Raw genomic sequence first — 24586 nt, 5'->3', positions numbered from 1 at the left:
GGTCGTCCGACTGACCTGTGAGAGCGCGCCAGCAAGATCGCGCGCGATTGCTTCGACCTCGGTTTGGGCTCGTGGGTCGCCGACGACGAGGCGTGCGTTCACGTCGAACGACCGCCGCGGATGCTTCTCAGAAAGTTCCTCGATCCGCGCCTCGTCACCCGTTGGGACGACAGGCTCCTCGGGAGGCCCGAAGAGCGCGCTCGCGAACTGGTCCCCTATCGTCTCGCGTTGCTCTCGGAGCGCGAGAACCCGCTCGTCGCGCTCGCCCGTCCAATCAGCCCTTGGCCGAAAGAGCACCTGATACACCACGGGCACGTCCACCCCAGCCATCCCCTCGGCGACCGACGCCAAGGGGATGCGCGCATGCTCGTCGGTGCAGAACGACTCGAAACTCGCGAGTTGCGTCTGCCAATCCCGTGGCCGATCCACTCTCCCAGTATACTCGACGGCGGCGAGATCATCGCAATCGACGAGCACACGATCAGGCGCCCACGCCACCCGCTCGAACTCGTACGAATCCGGATAGAGGCTCCTGAACACCCGCTCCACCGACTCGATCACTGACGTATCCGCACCGACGTAGTAGGTCGTGGTCGTCCCATCACTCACGAGGAGGACTTCGAACGTCGGCCGCGTGGACTCGAACACACGCCTGTACCACGGCCCATCACGCGGGCACTCGAGCTGATGGAGACTCCCGAGTTGCGTGAGGACCGTCTCGACATCAAGTGGGTCGTTCGATGGTCGAATCCGAAGATACGTTCGAGCATCGTCCGAGCGAACAGGAAGACCGTCAACAGGATCGGCTTGGCGTGACATACACGGAATCGAGCGTTAGCACCCCTACACCGAAACCACGCATAAATCGCACCATCAAGCCCGCTAACGGTCAACTAGGAACCAGAAAGCCCCCCGGGCGTGCGACTCCCGCGGCTCGCTGCGCGCCGCGACTCACTCGCTCACGCTCGCTCGCCAACGGTGCTTGCATCGCCGGGGTTCGCCCCACCCCCGGCCCCTTTCAACCCCACCCACATTCATAACCAGTGCCACGTCGTCGTCTCCTCTCACACGTAGACAGTCCCCGAACTGGAACATTCCCACAGATTTATGTTGATGGAACAAATCAGAGACAATTGTGGTGATTCTATGAGTCGAACCCGAGATCAGAACGGCGACGACCCGACAACGCAACTCAACGACCGAGGACGCCTCACCATCCCGAAAGAAGTTAGGGACGCCCTGCAACTTGACGCAGGCGACGAGTTCGACGTCGTAATCGAGGGCGGTGACATCCACCTCGAGCGCAAACTCCCCGAACTCACCACCGTCAAATCAGGGAAGAGCGAAGACGAATGGAAGGAATCGAATGCGTTCCCCGATGCGGGCGAAGCGACCTTCGGGGGAACGAACTAGATGCGACTACTCGCTGACGTCAACTCTCTCGCTATCCTTCTCGTTCAAGACCACCCCGGCAACGATGGCGTCACAACCGAACTGGCACCAGCTCTGCGAGGTGAAGATACACTCGTCACATTCGGGTACGCGCCATTGCGAGTACAATGGCTTCTGACCAACGAGTTCGGCATCGACCAAGACCGCGCTGAACACGCAGTCAAAGGCCTTCTCGACCAACCGATAGACTTCACCCAGATCCAGAAAGACGTCGTTCAGGACGCCTACCAGATCGCGGAGTACAACGGCCACGACGTCTATGATTGCTATTACATCGCCGCTGCACGCAGCGCGAACGTAGACAAGATCATTTCCACGGACACAGATTTCCGTGGACTCTGCGACGACGAGGATTTCCATTACCTCCAACCGGTCTCGGACGAAGTGCTAGCCGAGTTCGAGTCATATTCTTGACTCCTCTCAAAATCGGTGTCTTCATCTCTCTGATTAGGTACGACGGGTCATCCTAACGCCGAATTTGCGCCTTCTCGAAGAACTAACTGTCCATTCGATTCGTTGGATTCCGAGTCGTCCTTCGTCGCCAGACGGCGCGCAGCGCTCGCCGCGTCCGCCCTCCGTTTCGCTCGCGACCGACCATTCCGGGCATGCGACGAGCACGCTCGCATGTCGCTTCGCTCCCGCTCGCGCTCGTGGCCTCCCTTCGGTCGACCACGCGATGCTCGCCGTTCCGGGCATCTGGCTTCGACGCCAGCACCAAGCGCGCTCTCGGTCGCGTCTCCCTCACTGTGTTCGGTCGACGGACGCGAAACCGGCTTGCGTGCTGGACGCTCACACCGGGCGACTTCGGCGCGCGCTGCTGGTCGTGTAGCCTCCTGTGGGCGCGCTCTCGCTCGCGCCCGGGGCGCTCGCGAAGGCGCAAGCGAGAGCGCGAGAGGAGTGAGTTGGTCGACGTGGACAGCCACGGCTGGAGAGTCGTGGTGTCGGAAGAAGACGCCGAGTGAGCGCCTTCAGAGATACTGCAATGTCTAGTAAGAACGTAGTCAGTGATAGAGATTCGGGTGTTGAGTCGGATGAACGAGCGAGCGATGTGGAGCGGTCGGGGCGGTTCACGGTGCGGGATGCGATCGAGGGTGCTGATGAGTTGTTGGCGGGGTCGGCGTGCACGGAGCGTGGGGAGGAGCTGCGGCCGACGGTGGAGTTGGAGCGCCAGGGTCGGATCGATTACGATTGGACGCGGGAGGCGAATCTCGGGCATCCGTACGGGCGGACGCTCGCCGAAGAGGAACAGCAGTTGGGCGAGGAGGCGGAGTTGGCGGAGCAGCGTGAGCGAGCACTGGCGGCGGCGGAGGCAGGTGTCGACCGTGCGGGGTCGGCGACCGTACAGAATCGTCGGGAGTCGGGTGAACGCGTGCGTGACTTCCGAGCGCGCGGCGTCCTGGGAGCCGGTGGTGACCCTGGTATGGACCCTCGTGAACAACTGGACGCGAAGACGCTCGGTGACGTGAACCGATACGGGATGAAGTTGGCTGAGCGGTTCCGGGGGCCGTCACGGGCGGCATTAGCGAGGCGACTCGCGGAGAAGGTGGCGTGCCAGGGGATGGGCGTGACGGCGGCAGTCCTCGAGACGAAGGCGGAGGTGGCGAAGAGCGTGGATGCGGTACAGCCCATCGCGAGCATCGACGAATGGATGGGTCACCCACGGTATTCGATCCAGGCGAACGTGGAAGCCCGGATTCGAACCCTCTACGAACCATCGGCGAGCAACCAACAACAGGTCGGCGTCATCGAGGACGACACGGGGACGGCGAAACTGACGGTCTGGAAACGCTCGAATGTGGGGAATATCCTCAGCGAAGGCGACCGAGTGCGGTTGTTGAACGTCGAAGTGGGCTGGTACGGCGGTCGACCATCACTCGCGGCAACGTCACGCTCGAACGTGACCATCCTCGAAGGCGGCGACGGACCAAGTCCCCGGAACTGATTGATGAAACGCTGGCTGGTCGGAGACCGGCCACGCGCGTTCTCTCTTTTTTGCCGGCTCGAACGCACTATCCAAGGCCGGGCCGAGCGTTCTTCGAGTATGACGGATTGAGCGCACCGCGCCTGGCTGCCCCAACCCCACCTCCCCACCCACCGCTCCGTGCTCGCTCGCTGAGACGAACACGTTCGTCTCACCGGCGCTCGTTCGCAGCGCTCACGAGACGCCCGCTGCGCGCGCAGCCACAACCCTCTTCTCCGAACTATAGGAACCCGCAAGGAGTTCAGCTCCGGGTCGCCTCGATGAAACTCCTCTCGATGATAGACGTTCAGTCGGTTTCGACAAAGCACTTTGAGGAGTGCCGTCTTCCCGACACCGTCGACGGCCATACACGACGAAGAACTCTAACCCGGCCTCTCAGTGGCAGCTGTGGGTGCCCCAAGCTCGTCCTCGCGATCGTAGAAGGTCCTTCGTTGCATAATGATTCTCTCGATACTGACTTCGGCCTCCCAGTGGCCTCACTAGCCCACACCGCTGCCTGGAACGCCCCTCATGCGTTCGTTTGCTGTCACGCTACGGACGCGTCGACGACGGCCACGATGTCGACAGCTACGACCGCGACAACCCCCACGAGAATGCGCAGTATTCAGACCCGACTTTTCAGGTGCTCTCCGCGTTAAATATTCCGGGGAGTGGGTCGACTCGGAACACGTAGTCGTCGTAGGCGTGGTCAAGATTCGTCGGGCTCTCTTCGTCGGCATGGTCTTGACACATGAATGCGAGTGCCTCGACCGGGCCTTTCCCGGTCTCTTCCTGGTATCGTTCGAGGACGACGAACGTCGCTTCCTCGTCGCAGCCACGGAGGTGACACACGGGCGGCGAATCAGCGTCCTCGTCCCAGTCGATAGCAGGTGGTTCGGGCTCGTCAGCCCGCGAGCGCGCTTCCCGTATCTCTCGCTCTCGCTGACGTCGCTCCTCGTTCGCCGCCTGGTCCTCGCGACCATCCTTGGTATCGACCATACGCAGCTTTTCGATGGCTTGGGGCATAATCATGAGCCCAGCAAATCCCTTGGATCTCCGCTGTACGCGGTTCCCGGTCGAAGACAGTCTATTGATTTGGCGCGCTCGACGTAGCCCGTTTTTCTCCTCCCTGATGGGCGAGGAGGACACCGAGTCCGCTTCGGAACTAACTGATGTCGATAGAAGACGACCACATTGAGACGTCCGAGGATAGCATTGAGAACGACCGAGCGCTTGCGCGAACGTGTTTCGAGGAGTCGGCGACGCGGCGCGAGGAGATGCAGGATTCGCTCGAAGCGTGGGTCGAGCAGTTCGCCGAGCGCTCGAACGAGGCCCGGGCGAGTGCGGAACTCCAGGCGTGGCTCGACGTCCAGTCGCGCTTCCACGACTACTCCTACCGGAACGCGCTCCTCATCAAGCAGCAGTGCCCGGGGGCGACGAGGGTTGCGGGCTACAATACGTGGGTGAACGAGTTCGATAGGCAGGTCCAGCAGGGCGAATCCGCCATCTGGATCTGGGCACCCATCATCGCCAAGCAGTGCCCCGAGTGTGGGAACTCGAAGTCCTCCCACGCGGGGAGTGACTGCGAGTACGCGGAGACGCCACCCGGAACGTGGGAGCGAGGTCTCGTCGGATTCAAGCCCGTTCCCGTATTCGACGTCTCCCAGACCGAGGGCGAACCCCTCCCCGAACTCGAAACGACCACGCACGGTGATGGAATGGAAGACGGCCTGGTTCGTGCATTCCTCGATGCCGCGCCTGAACTCGGCGTTCGTGCGACACTTGTTCCTCCCAAAGAATGGACGCATGGCGACGCCGCAGGCGTGTGTACTGACAGAAGCGCGTACGACTGCTCGCTTCTTGTCGACGTGAAGGACGTCGAGAACCAGGCACAGGTCGCGAGCGTGCTCGCACACGAGTACGCCCACGCACTCCTTCACTTCGACGTCGAAGACCCCCTCGAGCGCGCGAAGCGCGAGGTCGAAGCCGAAAGCACCGCGTACGTCGTCTCGCGGTACTTCGGACTCGACGCCTCACGGAGTGCCTTCTACGTCGCCGCGTGGGAAGGCGACCCAGCCGACGTCATCTGCGAGCGGTTCGAACGCATCACGACAACCGCCCGAACCATCATCGACGCTGTCGCCGTCTCCGATTGACCGACGAGCATCTCTACTCTTTCTCGTTTTCCGAAACCGGACGAGGTAGTGAGCGTCCCAGCCTTTGATTTCGGTTTCGGAAGTCCTCTCTTCTCTATCCGTGACACATCTTGCTAATCACGATTGAAAAATCGTGATTTGAAAATACACCAATACACCTAATACATTTGCTGACAAAGAAATACATATGCCTATCGACATCGAGACGTTCGAATCCTCGCCTGAAGATCGACTCCAGCACAATGGGGAGACGAACGCTGACCGCGTGATGCGATTCCTCGCTGCGCATCCCGATCAGGCGTTTACGCAGAGCGAGATTCGGAATGGGACCAAGGTGAAAGCCGGGAGCATCAGTGTCGTCCTCTCACGCCTCGAAGATCGCGGGCTTGTCCGGCACAAAGGCAACTACTGGGCGCTCGGCGAGGCTGACGATGTGGCGGCCTACGGGAGTATGTTCGAGAGCACGCGCACTGCGAATGACCGCTTCGGTGAGGAGGACATGAACGAATGGCTGGCGCACGCTGTTGATGACGAGGATGACGAATGAGCTTCCAGCGCGGCGATGTCGTTTGGGGCCCAGACCCGTTCAAGTCCGGTGAAAACCCACGACCGTGGCTGATTCTCAACAACGACAGCCATCCGTTCGACGACGAGGAGTATATGACGGTCACACTAACGACGACGCCTCACGACGATGGGATTCCTCTCGAGGACGCCGTATGGGTCGAGGGCGGGATGCCCAGACAGAGCTACGCCTCACCGTGGGTGGTAGCATCACCGAAACACGCCGCAATTGTCCGGCGGCAGGGTCGTCTCGAAGAGTCGTTCGTCCAGACCGTTGTCGACGCTCTCGGAACCTATCTCAAACCTCCAACCGGGGATTGATATCCTCCTCCGCCTGAAGGCGAAGGAATCCCGACCGCAGTTGGGATATTACGACGTGCAACAACGTGGTGACAACGCTGCGTTCACATCTGTTGACAAGGTTTGTGAACGGGATCTCCACCTATACTCGCTGAACGATCCGCAAGTGCACTCTACATTTATTGACCCCCTTGGGGTGAGGGGTTCGTCGGGTCGACGAGCGTCTCGGAGAACTAGTATCAGATGAGAACTAGCGATGTCTATGCGGGCGCGTTCGACGAGAGCGTCCCGCTCGATTCGAGCAGTAACCTGTGTCCTGAATGCGATGGTCGATTCGCGCCAAGCGGTGGGGAGTCCGTCTGCGAGGACTGTGGGCTCGTTCGTGAGGAGCCTCGTCTCGACCGTGGGCCGGAGTGGCGAGCGTGCGACAGGGCCGAGCGCAAGCGGACGGGCGCGCCGGTGACCGAAGCGAGGCACGACCGTGGCCTCTCGACCACCATCGGCCGGTGGCGAGATTCGAATGGGAACTCGCTGTCGGGTCGGAAACGTCGACAGCTCGGGCGACTGCGTCGCGAGCACACGCGGAGCCAGTGTGAGTCGAAGGCCGACCGGAATCGCATGCACGCGTTCAACGAGATTCGTCGGATCACGGGCGTGCTCGAACTCGCCGAGTCGATTCGCGACCAGGCGTGTGCGCTCTTTCGAACTGCCCAAGGCGAGGGCCTCCTGCCGGGTCGGTCTATCGAAGCGGTGGCCGCGGGCTGCGTGTACGCCGTCGCTCGCTGTAACGGCCTGCCGCGGACGGTCGAGGAGGTTGCCGAGCCCGCGCCAGTCGGCCGCGCGAAGGTCGAGGGGGCGTATCGGGTATTGAACGCCGAACTCGGGTTACCTGCGAGGCCGGTTGTACCGAGCGAGTTCGTTCCTCGGCTTGGTTCTGAACTCGGTGTCTCGGACGATGTGCAACACCGTGCGCTCCGTCTTGCCGAGGCGGCCGAAGGGGCGGGCCTGACGAACGGCGTGCAACCATCTGGGTTCGCAGCGGCGTGTCTGTACAAAGTGCTCGAAGGGTCCCGAGTCGTGACGCAGGGTGAGGTTGCGAGTGTGGCGAACACGTCGGCGAAGACGCTCAGGAAGCATCGCGATACCCTGACCGAGTCTGACGCTCCCTGATTTATTCTCACCTGGGGGGTGAGGCGAGTAACTATCTTCACTGAGAACACCACGCATCCACTGGCGAGACTGACGTTCACGAACCGTGTCCGGAAACGAGCGGAGTACGAAGCGTTCGAGTTCGCGCTCGCTCCCGGGGGCGTTCGCGTCACGAACGCGAGCCACGCCGACCCGAGCGAGCACGAGTACCTCGTCCGCGTCGAGGACGGGTTCCCAGCATCCTGTACCTGTCCGGCTGACGCCCACTTCGATGGTGCGTGCAAGCACCGCGTCGCCGTCGCGATCCGACGGTCGATCCTCGATCCCGCAATCGAACAGTCCGTCGCGACCGACGGTGGAGTCGCATCGAGCGATCCGCACGACGTCGACCGAGACGACGATTCGGAATGCGACTGCGAAGGCCTCCCCGAGGGAGTGCCATGCTGGGCGTGCTATCGAGACGACAAACGGACGTTCGAAACGGAGCACGAGCTCCCCCACCGAGAGTCCTGAACTCCTCCGCGGTAGCCGTACTCCGTGAGATGTCCGCCCTCCCCCACTCTCGTCATTTGTGCTGTCGTGAAGAGATCAGGCGAGAGGTAGTTCAGGGGGTGCGCTGGTTAACCGGTGGTTCGCGTCCGAGAACGGAGAAACTCTTTTTGACGTCTGCAGACGAACTCTGACAAAGACGGACATCATGCCGATTAGGCTAGATTCAGACGACGCATCCGTTTCGCCCCCAGTCAAACCTGGGTCGAACGCCTACGAACTACTTGGAGTTCTGTTAGACCACCCGGACATGGGATTTTCCCCGCGTGAACTTGCAGAGCTCACTGACGTCAAGCACACCAGCGTTCACAAGACCCTCGCTCGACTCAAGAACGATGGCCTCGTTCGGAAAGCCGACTCCTACTGGGCGGTCGCTGACGATGTCACAGGCTCGCGGCTTGCCAACGTCGTGAGTCTCCAGCGTATCGAAGCCGAATACGGCGACGACGCCTATGGCGAGAGCGACGACTGGACCGAGAGTGCCCCCGACCTCGGTGAGAACGCCTGAATGGCGTACAGACAAGGAAGCATCGTCGTCGCTCCCGCATCGTTCAAATCTGGCCTTTGCTGGAATCCGCACCAAAACTCTGACTGCAATTCTTCAGTCGGGACTCACGAGTAATATGACTTCTTGCACCCAAGCACATCGTTTATATGCTGTTGCACAGTATCAGATAGTGTCCGATGAGATGAAACGAGGTATAAATATCTGCGTGGATGTGCCCTCGCCGAGCGATGGCACCATCTTCAGGATTGAATCAGCTGACGAGATACTTCGATTACTCGCCGACGCTCACGAGACTGAGTTCACGATTCCAGAACTCGTCGACGAAACTGGTGTGAGCAGATCGACCGTGTGGCGGGCCGTCGAATTACTCGAGAGCATTAGCGCTGTCCGAGTCCGTGAGACCCCACAGCGAAACTACGTCTCCATCCATCCAGAACGGCTTGAAAAAGACGACCCCCTATTAGCCATCGAGCAACCGGAGTTCCGCGCGCCGATTCGGGAATTCATCTACCGAGCGGTCGACGCCCTTGAATCGACTGACGAGGTCGAAGAGCTCGTGGGAATTCTCGTCTTCGGGAGCGTCGCTCGCGGTGAGGCTGACCGGCGTAGCGACATCGACCTATTCGTGGTCGTTCGTGGCGATCGGACGACCGCCAGACGAACCATCACTGAAGTCGTGGCCACTCTCGAAGGCGAGCGATTCGATGACGATCGGTTCGAATTCGAGCCCTACGTCGAGACCACTGAGAGCGCAACGCGGGCAGGGTCTAAACTGCAGGAGATCTTCCAAGAAGGCATCACGATATACGGGGGCGAGGAGCTGACCGACCTTCGAAAAGCGGTGTTCAGCGATGAGTAGCACGCGCATCGAGCAACTCATCGACGACGTTCAGGTCGCGTTTGACCGTCGGCCAACACACATCGAGCCTGGGCTGGATGTCAGCAGTCCAGCGCTCTTGCAACTCCGGAAAGCATGCCGGCTGCTCGCTGGCGCAGACACACTCCGCGATCCGGAATTCTACACGCTCGTCATCGAAGCCTCGTTCGTTGCCATCGAACGCACTGTCGAATTTCGACTGCTCGAACAAGGTACGACAGACCCAGACGACCTTCCAGGCACCCATCCTGGTGTCTACAGGGAAGCAGCTCATATCGGTCTCTTCTCAGAGACGACCGCAAACGAGCTTGCGGGCCTCTGGCGGAACCATCGAGCGAAGACGTACTATCAGGATGGACTGGCTGCTGCCGAGCGTGCTGAGAAAATGCACGCACTCGCACAGGAACTCCACGCCTACATCATCGGCCAGTCAAGCCAAGGTCACGAATGTATCTGCGAGTGAAAGGTGAGTCACCTGTCTCTACCGATTCGGCCCTGTTGAAATCCTATTGTCTCGACAACTTTCCCGCTGAAACAGCTGTTAGGTGGGTGTGCAAATACATCGGGTATTTCGGCCGAATCACCGGCGCATTTATGTATATGTTTCTACGAGGAGAGAATCCCGGCGTTTACGCCGGGAGTGAATCCGACACTTCCTCCTCAGTCCCCTGTCGATGACAGGGCCGGATATTCACCGCTGCGGTAATCTCCACCCTTAAGTAACTGCTCTGATATAGGCTATGTATGGCAATCGAGGTCACTCGTACCTACGTCGGTTCCATCCAGAACCACCGGCAGGTACGTGATGGCCTCGATTCGCTCGGTGATTCCGCCTCGAAAATCTGGAACGTCGCACGATGGACAGCCGACCGCATCTGGGACGTAATCGGAGAAATCCCAGACGAGGGTGTGCTGAAATCGTATATGAAAAACCAGTCGTGCTGGAAAGACTTGAACGCACAATCCAGTCAGAAAGTCATCGAAGAACTTTCCGACGCTTTCCAGTCATGGTTCGACCTGCGACAAAAAGATTCGAAAGCGAATCCGCCCGGCTACCGCAAACAGGGCGATACTCGACCGAAGAGTACGGTCACGTTCAAAGCAGACGGCTTCAAACACGACCCCAAGAACAATCGTGTTCGACTCAGTAAAGGCTCGAACCTCAAAGAACACTTCTCGGACTTCCTGCTCTGCGAGTACCAGACGCGCCCCGACGTTGACCTTTCGGAAGTCAACAGCGTGCAGAACGTTCGCGCCGTCTGGAACGGCGACGAATGGGAACTGCACTTCGTCTGCAAGGTCACCCTCGAAACGAACGAGTCGGCGGGCGACGACGTGGCCGGGATTGATCTCGGTATCACGAACCTCGCCACGGTCGCGTTCCCCGACGAGTACGTCCTGTACCCCGGGAACTCGCTCAAACAGGACAAACACTACTTCACACAAGCCGAGTATGACACGGAGGGCGAGAACGGGCCTTCAAGCAAGTCGATGTGGGCGCGTCGGAAACTCGTAGACCGCGAAACCCACTTCTTTCACGTTCTCACGGAGAGCATCATCACGGAGTGTGTCGAACGCGGTGTGGGCACGCTCGCGGTGAGCTGGCCCGAAGACGTGCGTGAGTCCGACTGGGGCACGACGGGAAACAAGAAGTTGCACTCGTGGGCGTTCGACCGGATCACGCAGTACCTCGCGTACAAAGGGGAGATGCGTGGCGTCGAGGTACTGAAAAAGAACGAGTGGGACACCTCGAAGACATGCTCGAACTGTGGTGATACCACGAAGTCGAACCGCGTCGAACGTGGCCTGTACGTCTGCTCGTCGTGCGAGTTGGTCGGGAACGCGGATTGTAACGGGGCGGAGAACATGCGTCAGAAGATAACTCCAAGTCCTCATGGGGAGGATAGGAGTAACGGCTGTGTGGCACAGCCATCGACATACCTGTTCGACCGCGAGAGCGGGATGTTTCGCACGAGAGAACAAGTCGTGTCGTAGACCGGCAAATATCCCACCTGCGGGACGGGAAGCCTCGCCGTTCACGGCGAGGAGGATGTCACTACGTGACGTTCGATATGGACGGGGGGTCGGTCGCAGGGAAGGATCGATGGGGTGAGTTCCCGGTGGCTGCCTCCGTGGACTCTCCGAGTGGTGCCGAGCTCGTCGGTCGCGCGTGGTGTGCGACGGTCGCGGAGTTCGAGCGGAACCTCGAAACCGTCCGGGCGGGATTCGAGGAGTATTCGACGCGAGAGGTGATGGGGGACGCGGGTCTGGTTCGGCACGCTTGCTACAATCTCGGCGCGTACCGGGGCCCGTCGATATTCCTCTACGACGCCCACGGTGACGGCATCCGTACCCGCGAACACCTCGACAGGGTACTCGAACGCTTGGAGTCGGCGTGGGTCGTCCCTGCCGACGTCCATTATTGAGCCAGTAGACCGCTTCGGTGGCAAGCCCTGCGGCACTCGGCTTGCTCCACGGATGGAACCTCGGGAGTCCTTCGGGTGTTGGCATCGACGATGTCGCCCACTCGAACCGTGTTCCCGTGAGCCTCTTGGACGCTGAGCATACCTGACGCTGCTCCTCGTGGCCGTGGTCTTCACGTCCGAGTGGAAGAACCACATCCCCACCCAGTCATATATATAATATAGTATACAATTTATTATGACTTGATTGGATTCTATCTAACTTTGCGTAGTAGATACCTATGGTTGTTCGTTACTTGCAGTAACGGAGGAGTCGCCGCCTGACTAGGCGCGGATCTCCGAACGATACTCTGAAAAACACGGTCCTGTGGCGCAAGGAGGAACGTCTAGGGCGTCGCTGTTTCCTGTTTTGTTGCGCTAGCCGTTTCCTCCCCAGCCGGCGTCCTCGCGTTGCTCGGACGCCCCTCGCGCGCGATCACGGCCAGAGTGGCCGCTCCCACACGCGCCACCCGCCCCGTCTGAGCTAGAGTTGTTAGCGAGCATAAGATACTTGAGGGAACTAGATACCGTTAAGGTAGCTAGGGGGTAGTGACCAGATGAGAGCACGTAACCCTGCGAGTCGTCTGCGAGCTGTCGACGAGGAGGAGGGAACGCGTGTTTCGACCAACAGCATGACCGCAATTCGACACTCGATAGTGGCAACGCTCGCTCGCTCAACGCCCGCCCTCAAGTGGGTGTTCGCCGGCACCCTCGCGATCGGTCTGTTCAGTACGCCCGTGCTCGCTCAGGGCTCTGGCGCGGCGTTCTGTGACACGCAGATGGCAGACACCATCCGGAACGCGTTCTCCGTGATCCAATTCGGCGGCCCCCTCGTCGGTGGATTGCTCGCACTCGGCGCCACCGTCTCGATGCCCCTGATCCGTCGCGCCGACCTCAAGAAGGAACTCAAGGAAGTCCGGAACCAGGGCATCATCTGGGGCGTCATCGTCGCCCCGCTCGGCACCGTCATCATCCAGTTCATCCTCAACAACGTCGTCGCCGGAGGCACCAGTTGCGCGTTCTGACGCCCATGCGCTCCCTCGCGGCCGTGATGCTCGTCCTCCTCGTGGGCACCGCGAGCAGCCACAGCCCCACTCCAGGGCCACCGACCGATACGGACCACGGCGTGAACGAGAGCGCGTTCCACACGCTCTGGTCGAACGACGTCGACGACGACCAGATTCCCGCCAACGCGACCGCGATCGAGGAGCTCGCCGCGTACGTCGACATTCCCCTCGACGCACCCCCACGCGCGGTCGACAAATGGAACGCCGGCGACCACACGGACTTCCCAGACACCGACGAGGAGACGTCCACCGCCCCCGAGGGCGTCTCGCTCACACAGGGAATCTACGTCCGTGATGCGTACGTGGAGACCTTCGCAATCTCGCCGTCGACTCGGGTTCACCTCGCGCCGAACGAGACGCCCCTCTACGTCGCGCCGAACGGGACCGTACGAGCGACGCTCGACTATCGCGTCCAACTCCCCGCGTCGACGCAGACGAACGACACGCGGACGTCCTGGCGGCTTCTGGATACCGCCCCAGTGGAGACCCGGCTCCTCGTCGACGGCACGCTCGAATCCACGACCACCGACACCCACACCCCGACGCTCGAGTACGACGACCTCGACGAATACGTGGGGACCACCCACGAGCTCACGCTCGAGACGAACGTCACCGTCACCGTCGCACGAACAATCGAGACACGAGCCGAGTTCTGTGACCCACCCCTGAGCCAGGGCGCGAACAACTCGACGTGCACCGAGGTGTGGATTCCAAATACCACGACCTCCGTCGAGACCGTGCTCGTGACGGATACGGTCGAGGTCGTCGCGTACGAGTTCGTCACCTCCGTGCGGACGGTCGAATATCCGAATGGCGACCTCGGGGTTGCGGTTCGGGCGCTCCAGCCCTGGCAGGGATTCGAGCTCGGGAACGCGAGCGTGAACGGGTCCTGGGCGTTCTACTCGGCACGCAACACCGACTGGGACACCCTCGACGAGAACCAAGTAGACCAGACGACCACCATCCCGTCACCAGCCCAACCCCTCCAGGTCCACGCCTACCCAGGGTCGACCGACGTAGGCCCAATCGTCGAGGGCGACGACCGCGTCGACGTGCTGGACAGCAACGGCCGAGAACGCTCAGCCTCAAGGCTCCCAGCGAACGTCACGCTCGACGTTCCCACAGAGAATTACACCGTCACCGACCGCATCGTCATTCGAACCCCCAGTCGCGACTCGGATGGGACCGTGCAGATTCACGGCCTCGTCCGTGGGATGACCATCGACCAACCACTCGAATCACTCGATCACCAGCCTCTCAGACCGCGGACCGTCACGCTCGCAGTCGAGAACGTCTCCCGCGAGACAGTCACGCTCAACGTTCACCTCGCCGATGCGGAGACGGGAGCGCCGGTGAGTACGGACTGGACGACGGGCATCGTCGACGTCGAGGGCCACGAGGTCCAGACCGACGAGGACGGGAACGGTACCATCACGCTCGAACGACAGCGCGTCTACAGCGCCACCTACGAGCCAGGAACCTGGTGGGCGAACGACGCAACCGACCTCGAAGCCCACGACACCATCTACGTCACCGGCACCATCGCCGGCTTCGTCGACGTCGTCTTCCGAGCCGGCATCCCCCTCGGCATCGCACTCTTCGGAATCTTCCTTCTGGACCGCATCACCCAGTGGAACGTCTGGCCACCCTGGAGGCGACTATGAAGAACCAGAGAAACCACACGCGACGCGCACTCCTCGCAGCCAGCGCCAGCCTCATGACGCCACTGGTCGCCGGCTGCCTCACTGCAGCAAACTCAGACACCCCCAGTGAGACGACCACTGACGCTTCTGGGACCACGACCATCGACGACGAATCACCGATCTCCAGAGCCTACGCGACAGGCACCCACCTCGTCATCGAACTCGACGAAGACAGACCAGTCTCACAAGTGAACCTCATCGGCCCAGACGGAACCGCCTACGCACGCAGATCCGTCGCCCGTGGGGCACGGAAACTGCGGATTCGACTACTCTCGCATGATTCATGGGCGTTTTCTGACTCTCACTACAGTCAGGGTGAACACACTGTCGTGGCGGTGGGGGATGACCAAGTCTACCGTCGAAAAATCGAACTACGACCCTCACTGCGACTACTCTCTGCTGAAGCCATTCGATACGATGACCATGTCAAGGGAGGAAACATCAGCCTCATGATTGAAAATATTGGATCTGCACCTACTTGGATTCGTGATATCGCTTATGAAGATTCGCCTTCTTGGAGAGCGAATACCGAATTGGAGGAGGATATCAATACGCCAAGATTGAAGTCTCCATTGAGACCCACAGACCAGTTAATTCCCCCAAACGAGACACAACGATTTGTTGGGCTGATGCCCCCACTCCGTCTACCGACTGACGAGTATTCGACATGTTCGGGCCAATCAACCTCCTTCTCAGTCAAGATTGGGACAGCCATCGGTAGAGACTTGATTGGGAGGCTCACTGTCCGTTTATCGGGAACGCTGCAAGAGGGTAACGTATGGGACCTCTGCAGCGATTCTAATGTGGAACTCGACAATCTCCAGGAGGCTCTATGGGACTGAAAGAGGTCATCATAGAGGCACTCACCAAACTCCTGAAGGAACTTTTTGATCCTCTCAAAACACAAATTCAGGACAACGCTCCCGCGATTCTGGATTTCATTATAGGCACGAAAGCTCCAAATTCGGTCTTCGGTCGCCCGACGAATGGCGTGTGGCCAACCCTGTACGACTACTACTGGGAATCGATCGTTCCGCTGGCGCTCGCGTTGTGGGGGCTCTCGATCGGTCTCGTGATATTGTTGGAGTCGACGAGTAACCTCTTCAGTGGATACCAGACCTCGAGGTTGAAGCGACGTGCCCTTTCGGGCCTTCTCGGTATCCTCTCGTGGTGGTGGATTGCGGCTCTATCCCTGCAATTCGTCGACGCACTCAGCGGTTTCCTCGTCCCTGATCTCACCAATATCTCGCTCTTTCAGACGGTTTCGGTCGGTCTTGCTAGTGCGCTCGCGTTCGCCTTGTCTGTCGCGGTGTCGAATGTGGTTCTGATTGCGCTCGCGGTCGTGTATCTGGCGCGCGAGCTCGCAATCTATGCGTTCGCGCTCGCGATGCCGATTCTCATCGCGATGTGGATTCCGGGACTTGGGCCGTTCGCGGCGGTTGCGGGACTCGCAAAGCGCGTGGCTCGATTCTACGTGCCGTTCCTGCTCATGACGGTGCCAACGGCACTCCTGTTTCGGCTCGGAGAACTCCTCGGTGCGAACTTCGGGTTCTCCGGAACCGGCTTGCTTGCGTGGCTTACAGCGCTCGTGATTCCGGTGCTCGCGATTCTCGCGCCAGTTGTGCTGTTCTGGCAGGCGGGGAGCCTGTACCAGACGACCACGAGAATGGGTCGACAGGTTTCGACCGCGCGTGCTCGACGTCGATTCGAGACTGCGAGCGCTGTCGGCTCGGCGACAGTGCAGGGCGGCAGGCGCGTCTCCAGTGCAGTTCGGAACACGAGCGGGCCAGGCACCACCGAACAGTCGAACTCCGCAGCCAGTACCTCACACTTCCGCGCCGTCGGGTCCAGGATGTCCAGAGCGGGACCACGAACCTCGGCCTCAGAGGACCGGACCAATTGGGACGCCAACCCAGGACGAGAGAACCGGCCTCATGGCTCTTCTGAGTCCGGAGATCGTGACCGGTCGTTCGAGGCGCTCCGACCGAAGCAGCGCACGCCGAGCGCGCTTCCACCTGCTCCGAAGAGCGAGCAACACACGGACGAGGAGGGTGGTTCTGAGCGATGACGAGCCCAGCGAAGCGTGTGCCGAAGTCGATCGGGACCGACGCGAAACTCTTCGGGACCTACACGCTCACCGACCTCGCGGTCGGCCTGTTCCCGGCCGTCGTCCTGGTCCTCCTCACACAACTCGCCTTACCTCCGACCGCGAGCGTCGCCGGGTATCGCCTGCAGTCGATTGCACTCCCGATCGCGGTACTCGCGATGTGTCTCGGAGGTATCTTCGTGTACCTCACGCCGTCGTATACGACGAGTCTCGACTGGATCACGACGATGCTCGGGTACCGCCGTCGCCCGAAGCAACACTCCCACGACGCCGCGAAGGAATACACGCAACTCGAACGCGTCCACGAGGACGCTGACGCCATCGAACGCACCGACGGCGCATTCGTTGGGGCCGTGCAGGTCGACCCACCGATGCTCGCGCTCGCCACCGACGACGAATGGGAACGTACCGCGACCGCGTTCGCGGAGTTCCTGAACTCCACCGTGGAGTTCCCGGTGCAGTTCTATTCAACCACGCACTCGTTCCCCGTCGAGGAGTACCTCGCCACGTACGAAGCCCGCCTCGACGACCCCGACGTCCAATCGAACCCACGGCTGAGTGCGCTCATCGAGGAGTACGTCGAGTGGTACGCGACCGAGCTCGAACAGCGACGCATGACGATCCGCGACCACTACGTCATCATCACGATCCGACCCGAGGACGTCCAGTTCGAACACGAAAGCATCGTCGCCCAAGTCGCACGGATACCCCTCATCGGGTTGTTCGTACGAGCTATTGCCGCACCTCCTGTCGAGACACAGCGCGCTGTGCTCGCCGACGCACTCGACGAACGCGTTCGCCGAGTCACCGCGGGCCTCCGTGATATCGACGATTGCAGCGCAACCCCGGTTCCTGCCCGCGAACTGGTGACGCTCGTCGCCGAATTCTGGCACGACGACGACCTCCCACAGAGCAACCTCTCCCAGCGACTCCGACGAACTCCCATCATCAGGCGCACGAAATGATCCGACGATTACTCAACCAACTTCGCAGCACGGACACGGACGAACCGCAGTCGAGAGACGAACCGCAGGGCAAATGGACGACTGATTCTGTCGACGAATCGACGACACCGCACGCGATTCGTGACCATTCACGGGGTGAACGCGAGCTGGAATCCATCCCCGAAATCCACCAGGGGCTCGTTGCTCCTGGGAGTATCGAGGAACAGCCGAATGCGGTCCGAATCGGTGAGTCATTGGCGCGGACGCAGTGGGTCGCTGAATATCCGGATTCGCCCACGGATGGGCTCTTCGAGACGCTGTACTCGACGAGCGAGACCCGGGAGACGGACGTCTCGATCCACGTCGACCCCCGGAACACCGAGCGCACCCTGAACGCACTCGAGAACAAGATCGAGGACCTCGAAGCCGACGTCGAATACCTCACCGAACGCCACCGCGCCGGCGCTCGTGGCATCCAGAAAGACCTGGAGGACTACCAGGACCTCTACGACGTCCTCCGGAACACCTCGATGGGCGCGTTCGACGTCTCCATGTACCTCACCACACGCGAACGCGACCCGACCGCGGAGCGCGTGGACGTCGACGGCGTCCGGAACGCAGCACGCCGTGCGCCCGCGAACCTGACGCCAGTGACGCCGCGCTGGCAGCAACTCGACAGCCTCGTTGCCACCAGCCCGATAGGTACCAACAAGCTCGACGAGTCACTGGATGCGTCCACGCCGATGCTCGGCGGGGCCGTCGGTGCTATGTTCCCGTTCGTCTCCGGAGCATTCGCCGAACCAGGCATCGAATACGGGACATACGCGCTCAACGAGAGCCCACTCATCCTCGACCGGTTCGCGCGCGAAACCGGGTACTGCATGATGGTGATCGGGAAGCTCGGAGCCGGGAAGTCGTTCTCGACGAAACTCCAGCTCCTTCGGCGCGCGATGTACGACTCGGAGACGATCATCGTGATGCTCGACCCCCTCGAAGGCTTCGCGGGCGTCAACCAGGCACTCGGCGGTGAACGCGTCACCGTCGGCGGCACGCGCGGCTTCAACCCACTCGAACTCCGAGCGACCCCGGCCAGCGTGCTCGCGTCCGCGCCCGACCTGGACCCGTGGGGCGAACAGATCGCGTGGGTGCTCACGTTCTTCGAGACGTTCTTCACGCACGTCGCCGCGAACCCACTCGGCGACCGAACCCAGACGCTCCGGAGAGCCGTCCAGGAGACCTACGCAGACGCGGGCATCACGCGCGACCCCGCAACACATGGCGAGGACTCGCCGACCATCACCGACCTCATCGAGGTCCTGGAATCGCTGCTCGCAGACCCGAGCACGTACGGCTACCCGACGGACGGCGAGCAGGAACGCATCAGGCAGGATGCGGAATCGCTCCTCACCGACCTTCGGCCGTCGTTCCGGCCGGACGGCGACTTCGCGAATCTCGCCCGCCCGAGCGAGTTCGACCTCGACGCCCCCGTGGTGTACCTCGACCTCAACCAGGAGGAGGGCGTGCGGGGGAACGCCGAGACGAGTCTGATGATGCAGGTCTTGTTCAACGCCGTCTACGAGCGCGCGAAGGGCACGGACAAGCGCGTCGTGTTCGTCATCGACGAGGCGCACTACCTCATGCACGACTCGACGTCGCTTGGGTTCCTGGAGACCGCGGTCAGACACAGCAGGCACTACGACCTCTCCCTGCAGTTCGTCACGCAGACCGGTGGCGAGTTCGCACTTACGCCGGAGGCGAAGACCATCGCGAGCCTCTGCTCGATGACGCTCATCCATCGCGTCGACGAAGAAGCCGAGAAACTCGCCCAGTGGTTCGGCCTCAACGACCGCGAGATCAACTGGGTCCGCAGCGCCAAAGCCGGCAACGACGAGGACGGCTTCTCCGAAGCCTTGCTCGGAATCGACGAAGCGGGCTGGTTCCCACTGCGCGTCCGCGCCAGCCCCTACGAACAACGAGTACTCGACCAACCATCCGACACCCACGAATCATCCAAGGGGATTTCCCGGTCGACACAGGACGGTACTATCAGCGCGCACCCCGACGGCGGTGATCGGCTTGTATAACTGTCAAGCGACGACTCGGGACTCGCTGTCTCGGAGGGCGCGATGACGGTCGATTCGGACGCCATCCCGGCTGCACTCCGCGAGTACCCCCAGTGGGTGTGTTGGCGTGCCCAAGAACGGAACGGGAAGCTGACGAAGGTCCCGATCGACCCACACACGCGGTCGTTCGCGTCCGTCTCCGACCCAGACACGTGGACGCACTACGAACTCGCTGCCGGCGTCGCAAACATCGAGGACGGCCTCGGATTCGTCTTCACCGACGACGACCCGTTCCTCGGCGTCGACCTCGACGACTGTCGCACTGACGGTGAACTCACCGCGTGGGCACGCGACATCGTCGACCGACTCGACTCCTACACCGAAATCAGTCCCTCCGGCGAGGGCGTGCACGTCCTCATCGAAGGCGACATCCCGAGCACGAAGTCCCGTCGCGACAACGTCGAATGCTACGACACGAATCGATTCTTCACGATGACGGGCGACCACCTCGCCGAGACGCCCGACCGCATCGAAGCCCGACAGGACGCCTTCACACGCGTCTACGACCAGTACGTCTACAGCGACCCCGAGTCACCCGCCGAAGCACTAGACTCGCCGCGAGAACCAACCACGAGCCTGCTCCCGGACGACGAACTCCTCGAAAGAGCGATGGACGCGAAGAACGGCGAGAAGTTCGAGCGCCTCTGGCACGGCTCGACACTCGGCTACGAAAGCCACTCCGAAGCGGACATGGCGCTATGTTGCCTGCTCGCCTTCTGGACCGGGAACGACGCCACGCGGATCGACGACCTCTTCCGAAACTCCCGACTCTACCGGGACAAGTGGGACGACGTCCACTACGCCGACGGCTCGACCTACGGCGAGAAGACCGTCGCGCGCGCCATCAACGTCACGAACGAAACGTACGAAAGCTGTCCCGAAGAATCCAGAGACGAGCCCTCGGGGAAGGTCGAGTCTCGAGCACGGTCTCAGTCCTCTGCCGACGTCGTACTCGCCGAGCGAGTCGAGGTTCTCACCGACCGCGTGGGTAGCCTCGAACGACAACTCACCACCCTACAGAACGAACTCGATCGCCTCGACCGCGTCGAATCGACACCGATGCATCCCAACGTCGAAGTACCAGATAGTTCGGTCAGTGAAGGCGAGACGAACGGTCAGGTCTCTCTCTGGACACAGTTGAAACAGATACTGAAAAAGTAGTCTGGAATCTGGTTATTGGTCTTCGGGTTGTTCGCGTTCGTCGTCTGTGTCCTCGATTTTGCCTGCGCGGTCGTTCCGTGTTTCCGCGCGTTCTGGTGGCTCCGGCGGTGCCAGTATCGACGCGAGGACGCGCCCGGGTTTCGTCGCCGCCGCCCATTCCAGCCCCCTGATGCAGGCGTCAGTCCCTCGCTTCAGCGTGGACGCTTCCCAGTACGGCTGGAGCCACTCAATCGTCGCGTCCAGCAGTCGGATGAACGGCCCGACGGTGTACGTCTCCCGGAGGTCGATGACGACGACGTCCGGTTCCGGTTCGGCGGTCAACCACCGGTAGAGATACGACTCTTGCACGTAGTCCGTGACGTTCTCGACCACCCCGCTCCCCTTCGAGGCGGCCCGCGATACGGCTCTCCCCACCCACGAATTCTCCACCACAATCCCAGCGAACCGCTGGTCACGCTTATTCCCGTTGGCCGAACGTTCAGTCATGCGAACTCACAGGGAGGTGACCGTTGCTCGAACGGTGACCGTCCCGAGGTCGATGAGGATGGTGTCGCCGGGCCGGATGGGTTCGCCCTTGTACGTCACGCCGTTGATGGACTCTCGCACCTGGAGTTCGGCCGTGATCTCGACGTCCTTCTCGACGGGGTGCTCGCGGAGGTAGACGTTCCCGTCGTCGCTCGTCAATACGACGTCAGCTGGCTCCACGGTCACGTTCGACAGGCTCGCGATGGTTTCCCCGTTGATTCGCTCGGCCATTCCGGCTTCGAGACTGCCTGCCAGGTCCGGCTGTGCGTTCTCGATCTCTAGGGTCACGGTACGCGTCGTCTCCTCGCCGCGCTGCTCGAGCGCATTCTCACGAACGACGCGGCCCTCGAACTCGTACTCGTCCGTCCGGAACGGGAGATGCGCGCCCTCTCGGACGACCGTGCCCGCGAACTGCGGTTGGGCTCGCGGCTCGTACGTCACGTACGTCACACCCACGTACACGAGCCGGCGCTCCGGGTTCCCCGTCCCGTACGCATCGACGGACTGCACTGTCGCGACAGTCTGCCCGTTCACCTGATACTCGTCGCCCACGGAGAGAGCAGCGGCATCGTCCGCCGACATCCCCGTTCGGAGGAGGACGTCGCGCTCCGTGATCGGGAGGTCGCCACCGCCCACGCGGAGGATGGACCCGGAAAGCGAGTACTCGCCCGTGTTCAACTCCACCGACTCGCCCAGTCGGAGCGGCGTCGACCCGAACTGCGGCCGGTCGTCGTCCTGATGCGCGAGCAGGTCCACCGCGACGATCACGCGACGCTCGTTCGGATTTTCCGTCCCGTATAGCTGGAAAGATTCGACCGACGCAATCGTCTCGTTCCCACGCACGACCGAGTCGTTCGCGGACAGTCGCTCGGCCTCCTCCATCGAGAGAGTCCCCTCGAGGAGAACCGTCCGCTCAACCAGATTGAGCGTCGAATCAGTCTCGCTCACTGCCGTGATGCGTCCGGACGCACGGTACTCGTTCGTCGCGATAGTGAGCTCCCGACCGACCCGCGGTGCCTCACCGTCGAACGCGAACTTACCCTCTTCGTTCGGGGGGCTTTCCAACTTCACTCGTGCGAGCACACGCTCGTGGTTCCCCTCATCCGTGACATACACGTCCGTTACGGTCAAATTATTCGCCTCGCCGTATTCCACGAGATCGCCGCTCTCTACGAGGTTCGCCACGTACGACGGCTGCGGTCCCAGGTCGACCGTCGCGTATCGAACTTCCGTTTCAGAGGTTCCTCCATCTCCTGTACCCAGTACCAAGCTTGCCCCACCCGCGACTACCGCAAGAACGAGCAGCACGACGAGCACATCGACGACGTTGACGACGCCGAAGAGCCGACCCTCGTCGTCGATCACGCATAACCCTCCAATACCTGACTCATATTGTCCAAGTGTGGAGAGCAAACCGACAAAACAGTTCCGGAAGGTTATATCCCTGGTCCGCCACTTTGAATAGGCGGCCCAATATGGTCGCAGCAAGGATTTTGATTGCAAGAACGATTGATTCAATCACATTTTCCTCCCCCCGAATCCCCCGAAATTATACTAGCACCACGGATAACCAACGAACAAATTCATCATTGATTGCGAACTGAATGGTACAAGGATGCATTATTGGATTTTGAGATTCAATGGGTGTGATTCGATTAAAAGGATATATTAGCTTGCCTGTTAGGATAGACAGTATCGGAACATCAACATTGACCTGCAATCTTAAGAAAACGATAGAATGACGAATAATTCAGACTCGATTCTCGTCGTGACACAGTATTTTCCACCAGAGACTGGGGCTTCCCAGACGAGATGGGATGAACTGTCGAAGCGTTGGTCTGAAGACGTTTCCGTAACGGTTCTGACCTCGGCACCGGACTATCCGGAGGGCGAGATATACGAAGGATACGACAACGCTTGGTTGCGTTATGAGAACCGTGGGGATGTCGACGTGTTCTATACCAAGACAATTACATCCCCCAGCGGTAATCTGCTCCGTCGGAGCCTGAAGTTCGTCTGGTTCATGCTCGTCTCAATGGTCGTAGGACTTCGCTACACTTCGCCATCAGTGGTCGTCGGAACGTCTCCCCAACCACTGACAGGCGTCTCCGCCTGGGTTATCGCCCGAGTCAAGCGAGCGACATTCGTATTCGAGGTTCGGGACCTCTGGCCCGAATCAATCCTAGCCGTCAGCGACTTCGACAACAAGATTGTGATTTGGCTCTTGGAACGAACGGTGGAACTCCTATATCATCGTGCAGATCACCTGATTGTTGTGTCCCAGGCCTTCATTGAGTCGATTGTGTCGTGTGGTGTTGACGGGTCGAAGATTGCTTTTCACCCCAACGGAATCGATCTCGACTTCTACCAGGTTGATGGAGGTGACTCGCCCGTCGTCGACGAGATGGATGACGAATTCACGATCTCGTACGTCGGCACAATCGGGCGGGCACATGGGCTGGTGGTCGCCCTTGAGGCCGCCCCGGAGCTGGAGGATATCCGGTTCGTTCTAGTCGGTGACGGAGCCGAGCGGGAAGAACTGGAGGAGCGGGCAGGTGACCTCGAGAATGTAGTATTCACCGGACGTCGACCAAAAGAGGAGGTCCCATCCATCCTTGATATGTCAGATATTGCGCTTGTTCATCTGAAATCCCGCGATGTCTTCGAGACGGTAATTCCGTCGAAGTTGCTAGAGTCGATGGCAGCCGAACTCCCGGTAATCCTCGGGGGCCAGGGCGAGGCCGGTCGAATTCTCACGGAAGCAAACGCGGGGATTGTAATAGAACCAGGAAACAGCGATGAGCTGGTGGTAGCAGCAGAGCGGCTCAGGAATAATCCGCAGGAACGACAGGACCTTGCGATTTCGGGACGGGAATATGTGGCCGAGCACTTCAATTGGGAGACAATTGCCGAGGAGTACTTGACGACGATCACCGAATCCGGAAAGTCCGGCAGTTCGTAACGAATGCGAGTTTTTAA

24 protein-coding genes are annotated in these 24586 nt (G+C 60.6%); 21 read left to right on the top strand and 3 right to left on the bottom strand.

The genetic code is table 11. The features are described from left to right. Nucleotides 1–63 precede the first annotated feature (63 nt). The 4 genes from LI336_RS17100 (at nucleotide 64) to LI336_RS17085 (ending at nucleotide 3394) form a co-directional block, all read left to right on the top strand. Nucleotides 64–564, top strand: coding sequence for a hypothetical protein (locus LI336_RS17100; RefSeq protein ID WP_227134377.1), 501 nt, complete (start codon nucleotides 64–66; stop codon nucleotides 562–564). Between the two features lie 582 nt (nucleotides 565–1146). Next, nucleotides 1147–1413, top strand: a complete 267-nt coding sequence (locus tag LI336_RS17095) for an AbrB/MazE/SpoVT family DNA-binding domain-containing protein (protein ID WP_227134376.1) — start codon at nucleotides 1147–1149, stop codon at nucleotides 1411–1413. Next, entirely contained in the window at nucleotides 1414–1866 is a 453-nt protein-coding gene (locus LI336_RS17090) for a type II toxin-antitoxin system VapC family toxin (RefSeq protein WP_227134375.1), read from the top strand. Nucleotides 1867–2434: 568 nt separating this feature from the next. After that, nucleotides 2435–3394, top strand: a complete 960-nt coding sequence (locus LI336_RS17085) for an SOSS complex subunit B family protein (RefSeq protein ID WP_227134374.1) — start codon at nucleotides 2435–2437, stop codon at nucleotides 3392–3394. 657 nt (nucleotides 3395–4051) lie between these two features. Here the strand turns inward: LI336_RS17085 and LI336_RS17080 are convergent. Continuing rightward, nucleotides 4052–4411 (bottom strand): hypothetical protein, encoded by a 360-nt coding sequence (locus LI336_RS17080; protein ID WP_227134373.1) that lies wholly within the window; start codon nucleotides 4409–4411, stop codon nucleotides 4052–4054. Nucleotides 4412–4584: 173 nt separating this feature from the next. Between LI336_RS17080 and LI336_RS17075 the strand changes: the two genes are divergently transcribed. The 16 genes from LI336_RS17075 to LI336_RS17000 all read left to right on the top strand — a co-directional run bounded on the left by LI336_RS17075 (nucleotide 4585) and on the right by LI336_RS17000 (nucleotide 21082). Then, nucleotides 4585–5568, top strand: a complete 984-nt coding sequence (locus tag LI336_RS17075) for a M48 family metalloprotease (RefSeq protein ID WP_438267296.1) — start codon at nucleotides 4585–4587, stop codon at nucleotides 5566–5568. 187 nt (nucleotides 5569–5755) lie between these two features. Next, nucleotides 5756–6115 carry a MarR family transcriptional regulator gene (locus tag LI336_RS17070; protein ID WP_227134372.1) on the top strand — a complete coding sequence of 120 codons (360 nt, stop codon included), beginning with the start codon at nucleotides 5756–5758 and terminating at the stop codon, nucleotides 6113–6115. Continuing rightward, nucleotides 6112–6453: a type II toxin-antitoxin system PemK/MazF family toxin gene (locus LI336_RS17065; RefSeq protein ID WP_227134371.1), complete on the top strand. Its 342-nt coding sequence runs from the start codon at nucleotides 6112–6114 to the stop codon at nucleotides 6451–6453. The genes LI336_RS17070 and LI336_RS17065 overlap by 4 nt, the downstream gene beginning before the upstream one ends. 222 nt (nucleotides 6454–6675) lie before the next feature. After that, nucleotides 6676–7602 carry a transcription initiation factor IIB gene (locus tag LI336_RS17060; protein ID WP_227134370.1) on the top strand — a complete coding sequence of 309 codons (927 nt, stop codon included), beginning with the start codon at nucleotides 6676–6678 and terminating at the stop codon, nucleotides 7600–7602. 18 nt (nucleotides 7603–7620) lie between these two features. Continuing rightward, nucleotides 7621–8094 (top strand): SWIM zinc finger family protein, encoded by a 474-nt coding sequence (locus tag LI336_RS17055; RefSeq protein ID WP_227134369.1) that lies wholly within the window; start codon nucleotides 7621–7623, stop codon nucleotides 8092–8094. Between the two features lie 184 nt (nucleotides 8095–8278). Continuing rightward, nucleotides 8279–8638, top strand: a complete 360-nt coding sequence (locus LI336_RS17050) for a MarR family transcriptional regulator (RefSeq protein WP_227134368.1) — start codon at nucleotides 8279–8281, stop codon at nucleotides 8636–8638. Between the two features lie 169 nt (nucleotides 8639–8807). Then, on the top strand, nucleotides 8808–9497 hold the full coding sequence (locus LI336_RS17045; protein WP_227134367.1) for an HTH domain-containing protein: 690 nt from the start codon (nucleotides 8808–8810) through the stop codon (nucleotides 9495–9497). Then, nucleotides 9490–9978, top strand: a complete 489-nt coding sequence (locus tag LI336_RS17040; protein WP_227134366.1) for a DUF8154 family protein — start codon at nucleotides 9490–9492, stop codon at nucleotides 9976–9978. Before LI336_RS17045 ends, LI336_RS17040 begins: the two co-directional genes overlap by 8 nt. Nucleotides 9979–10259: 281 nt before the next feature. Then, nucleotides 10260–11510 (top strand): RNA-guided endonuclease InsQ/TnpB family protein, encoded by a 1251-nt coding sequence (locus LI336_RS17035; protein WP_227134365.1) that lies wholly within the window; start codon nucleotides 10260–10262, stop codon nucleotides 11508–11510. A 65-nt stretch (nucleotides 11511–11575) separates the two neighbouring features. Then, nucleotides 11576–11941, top strand: a complete 366-nt coding sequence (locus LI336_RS17030) for a DUF7995 family protein (protein ID WP_497007374.1) — start codon at nucleotides 11576–11578, stop codon at nucleotides 11939–11941. Nucleotides 11942–12609: 668 nt separating this feature from the next. After that, entirely contained in the window at nucleotides 12610–13002 is a 393-nt protein-coding gene (locus LI336_RS17025; RefSeq protein WP_227134363.1) for a hypothetical protein, read from the top strand. A 5-nt stretch (nucleotides 13003–13007) separates the two neighbouring features. Next, nucleotides 13008–14708, top strand: a complete 1701-nt coding sequence (locus LI336_RS17020; protein ID WP_227134362.1) for a DUF8186 domain-containing protein — start codon at nucleotides 13008–13010, stop codon at nucleotides 14706–14708. An 871-nt stretch (nucleotides 14709–15579) separates the two neighbouring features. Continuing rightward, nucleotides 15580–16815: a TrbL/VirB6 family protein gene (locus LI336_RS17015; RefSeq protein WP_227134361.1), complete on the top strand. Its 1236-nt coding sequence runs from the start codon at nucleotides 15580–15582 to the stop codon at nucleotides 16813–16815. Next, a complete protein-coding gene (locus LI336_RS17010) occupies nucleotides 16812–17819 on the top strand; it encodes a TraC-like domain-containing protein (protein ID WP_227134360.1) in 1008 nt (335 codons plus the stop codon). The genes LI336_RS17015 and LI336_RS17010 overlap by 4 nt, the downstream gene beginning before the upstream one ends. Then, nucleotides 17816–19882: a VirB4 family type IV secretion system protein gene (locus tag LI336_RS17005; protein ID WP_438267295.1), complete on the top strand. Its 2067-nt coding sequence runs from the start codon at nucleotides 17816–17818 to the stop codon at nucleotides 19880–19882. The genes LI336_RS17010 and LI336_RS17005 overlap by 4 nt, the downstream gene beginning before the upstream one ends. Before the next feature lie 42 nt (nucleotides 19883–19924). Further along, on the top strand, nucleotides 19925–21082 hold the full coding sequence (locus tag LI336_RS17000; protein ID WP_227134359.1) for a phage NrS-1 polymerase family protein: 1158 nt from the start codon (nucleotides 19925–19927) through the stop codon (nucleotides 21080–21082). Between the two features lie 12 nt (nucleotides 21083–21094). Here the strand turns inward: LI336_RS17000 and LI336_RS16995 are convergent, their stop codons facing one another. Together LI336_RS16995 and LI336_RS16990 are read right to left on the bottom strand one after the other, a co-directional pair. Continuing rightward, nucleotides 21095–21496 (bottom strand): hypothetical protein, encoded by a 402-nt coding sequence (locus tag LI336_RS16995; RefSeq protein WP_227134358.1) that lies wholly within the window; start codon nucleotides 21494–21496, stop codon nucleotides 21095–21097. A 78-nt stretch (nucleotides 21497–21574) separates the two neighbouring features. Continuing rightward, nucleotides 21575–23125, bottom strand: coding sequence for a DUF4330 family protein (locus LI336_RS16990; RefSeq protein WP_227134357.1), 1551 nt, complete (start codon nucleotides 23123–23125; stop codon nucleotides 21575–21577). Between the two features lie 220 nt (nucleotides 23126–23345). Here LI336_RS16990 and LI336_RS16985 point away from each other — a divergent pair, with 220 nt between their 5' ends. Then, complete coding sequence (locus tag LI336_RS16985) at nucleotides 23346–24569, top strand: glycosyltransferase family 4 protein (protein WP_227134356.1); 1224 nt, start codon at nucleotides 23346–23348, stop codon at nucleotides 24567–24569. Nucleotides 24570–24586: the final 17 nt, after the last annotated feature.

This window comes from Halorubellus salinus (genome assembly GCF_020567525.1).
GTDB lineage: Archaea > Halobacteriota > Halobacteria > Halobacteriales > Natrialbaceae > Halorubellus > Halorubellus salinus.
Note: the sequence above shows the minus strand (reverse complement) of the source record. Positions and strands in the feature narration are given on the sequence as shown.

Coding starts and splice junctions, on each gene's coding strand:
- LI336_RS17095 (WP_227134376.1), top strand. CDS start 1,147: ATGAGTCGAACCCGAGATCAGAACGGCGACGACCCGACAACGCAACTC.
- LI336_RS17090 (WP_227134375.1), top strand. CDS start 1,414: ATGCGACTACTCGCTGACGTCAACTCTCTCGCTATCCTTCTCGTTCAA.
- LI336_RS17085 (WP_227134374.1), top strand. CDS start 2,435: ATGTCTAGTAAGAACGTAGTCAGTGATAGAGATTCGGGTGTTGAGTCG.
- LI336_RS17080 (WP_227134373.1), bottom strand. CDS start 4,411: ATGGTCGATACCAAGGATGGTCGCGAGGACCAGGCGGCGAACGAGGAG.
- LI336_RS17075 (WP_438267296.1), top strand. CDS start 4,585: ATGTCGATAGAAGACGACCACATTGAGACGTCCGAGGATAGCATTGAG.
- LI336_RS17070 (WP_227134372.1), top strand. CDS start 5,756: ATGCCTATCGACATCGAGACGTTCGAATCCTCGCCTGAAGATCGACTC.
- LI336_RS17065 (WP_227134371.1), top strand. CDS start 6,112: ATGAGCTTCCAGCGCGGCGATGTCGTTTGGGGCCCAGACCCGTTCAAG.
- LI336_RS17060 (WP_227134370.1), top strand. CDS start 6,676: ATGAGAACTAGCGATGTCTATGCGGGCGCGTTCGACGAGAGCGTCCCG.
- LI336_RS17050 (WP_227134368.1), top strand. CDS start 8,279: ATGCCGATTAGGCTAGATTCAGACGACGCATCCGTTTCGCCCCCAGTC.
- LI336_RS17040 (WP_227134366.1), top strand. CDS start 9,490: ATGAGTAGCACGCGCATCGAGCAACTCATCGACGACGTTCAGGTCGCG.
- LI336_RS17035 (WP_227134365.1), top strand. CDS start 10,260: ATGGCAATCGAGGTCACTCGTACCTACGTCGGTTCCATCCAGAACCAC.
- LI336_RS17025 (WP_227134363.1), top strand. CDS start 12,610: ATGACCGCAATTCGACACTCGATAGTGGCAACGCTCGCTCGCTCAACG.
- LI336_RS17020 (WP_227134362.1), top strand. CDS start 13,008: ATGCGCTCCCTCGCGGCCGTGATGCTCGTCCTCCTCGTGGGCACCGCG.
- LI336_RS17015 (WP_227134361.1), top strand. CDS start 15,580: ATGGGACTGAAAGAGGTCATCATAGAGGCACTCACCAAACTCCTGAAG.
- LI336_RS17010 (WP_227134360.1), top strand. CDS start 16,812: ATGACGAGCCCAGCGAAGCGTGTGCCGAAGTCGATCGGGACCGACGCG.
- LI336_RS17005 (WP_438267295.1), top strand. CDS start 17,816: ATGATCCGACGATTACTCAACCAACTTCGCAGCACGGACACGGACGAA.
- LI336_RS17000 (WP_227134359.1), top strand. CDS start 19,925: ATGACGGTCGATTCGGACGCCATCCCGGCTGCACTCCGCGAGTACCCC.
- LI336_RS16985 (WP_227134356.1), top strand. CDS start 23,346: ATGACGAATAATTCAGACTCGATTCTCGTCGTGACACAGTATTTTCCA.